This is a genomic window from Polaromonas sp. P1_E3 (genome assembly GCF_056405935.1).
The window spans coordinates 1-1,913 of record NZ_JBFUBD010000465.1; the positions used below are offsets into that span (position 1 = coordinate 1).

General features: G+C 58.8%; 2 protein-coding genes. Both read right to left on the reverse strand.

Annotated elements, in window-relative coordinates; translation table 11 throughout:
* Positions 1–261: S1 RNA-binding domain-containing protein (locus AC1D0Z_RS20590; protein WP_477660026.1), on the reverse strand; the 261-nt coding region annotated here is incomplete at its 3' end.
* 149 nt (positions 262–410) lie between these two features.
* Positions 411–1,913: (d)CMP kinase (gene cmk, locus AC1D0Z_RS20595; RefSeq protein WP_477660027.1), on the reverse strand; the 1,503-nt coding region annotated here is incomplete at its 5' end.

A 1,913-nucleotide genomic window follows, 5' to 3' on the forward strand; every position in this document is an offset into this window, starting at 1 on the left:
GTCGCGGGACAGCAGGGTGTCGCCATAGCCGTTTTCGACGGAGTCGATGGCAACAGAAACGAAATCGCCGACCTGGACTTCGAGCTCGCCCTGGTCGTTCTTGAATTCTTCGAGCGGCACATAGGCCTCGGACTTCAGTCCGGCGTTGACGACGACGTGGTTGTGGTCGATGCGAACGACTTCAGCGGTGATGACTTCACCGGTGCGCATTTCAGAGCGCTGGAGCGATTCGTTAAATAGATCGGCAAAAGATTCAGACATTGATTTTCCTCATCCACAGAACAGGGTTCCAATAGCGGAATTGCTATTGTTTTTAGAGCTGCTTGCGGCGGTTGTTGCGGCCAGACTTGAATAAGGCTGCGGGTTACGTTAATGAACCTGCTGACCAAGCGCAGGGTGCGCGTCGGGGGTCAGAAGGGCCGGGTGCCCTGCCACCAGTCAATGACCTGATCGACCGATTTCTCAATCGACAGATAGGAGTTGTCCAGGGGACGGGCGTCATCAGCAGGCTTCAAAGGGGCGGCTTTTCGCGATGAATCGCGGGCGTCACGTGCCTCTAAATCTTGCTGAATCTCGCTGATTATAGCTGAATTTCCCTTTGAAATCAACTGCTTATGCCGGCGTTCAGCGCGGTGCCGGGCACTGGCCGTGAGGTAGATTTTGAGAGGAGCGTCGGGGAAAATGACGGTTCCCATGTCCCGCCCGTCTGCGACGAGCCCGGGCAATCGCCGGAAGCTGTGCTGCAGAGCGAGGAGGGCGGCCCGAACCTCGGAATGTGCCGAAACCCGGGAGGCGGCCATCCCGGCAGCTTCGGAACGGATGGCTTCCGACACATCTTCCGCCCCGAGGAAAATCCGGTCGCCCTGAAAGCGAACGGGCATGGCTCGGGCAATTTGCGCCACAGCGGCTCCATCATCAAGCGAAACGTCTGCACGCAAAGCGGCAAATGCGCTCAAGCGGTACAGAGCGCCGGAATCAAGGTAGTGAAAACCAAGCCGATGGGCCGTCAGGGCAGCCAGGGTTCCCTTACCCGAGGCCGTAGGGCCATCGACACAGATGACCGGAATGTGTTGGGCGTCTGCTTCAGCGACGGCGAACAGGGCCTCAAAGTAGTCCGGAAATGTTTTGCCGACGCATTTGGGGTCAAGAATCCGGATGGGCAACCGGGCCGGGTTGAAGGCGGCCAGCGAAAAGCACATGGCTACACGATGATCGTCGTAGGTGCGAATGGGTGCAGTTTTCCATCCGCCGGGCAGGGGCGGCGTAATTTTGAGGTAATCCGCTCCTTCTTCCACCRTGGCGCCGAGCTTTTGCAGCTCGCAGGCCATCGCGGCGATACGGTCGGTTTCCTTGACGCGCCAGCTGGCGATATTACGCAGGGTGGTCGTTCCTTCTGCATACAGCGCCATGACCGCCAGCGTCATCGCGGCATCGGGAATGTGGTTGCAATCCAGATCAATCGCCTTGAGCGGCCATGCACCGCGCGAGATGCGCAGTGAATTGGGCGTGCTGTCGATTTGTGCGCCCATCATTCGTGCGGCCTCCACGAAGCGGATGTCGCCCTGGATGGAGTCCGCCCCAACCCCCAAAACTTCTATGCCATTTTGGGCTGCAGCGCCCGATGCTATTGCGCCAAGCGCTATGAAATAGCTAGCAGAAGAGGCGTCGCCCTCGACGTGGATTTCACCGGGCGACTGGTAGCGGCTGCCGGCGGGGATGATGAACTGCTCCCAGCCTTTGCGCTGCACGTCAATGCCGAAGCGTTTGAGCAGTTTGAGCGTGATTTCAATGTAGGGCCGTGAAATCAGCTCCCCTACCACTTCAATGCAGATGTCATTGGCAGCCACAATCGGCAGCGCCATCAGCAGGGCCGTCAGAAACTGGCTGGAGACGTCTCCGCGCACCCGGATAGG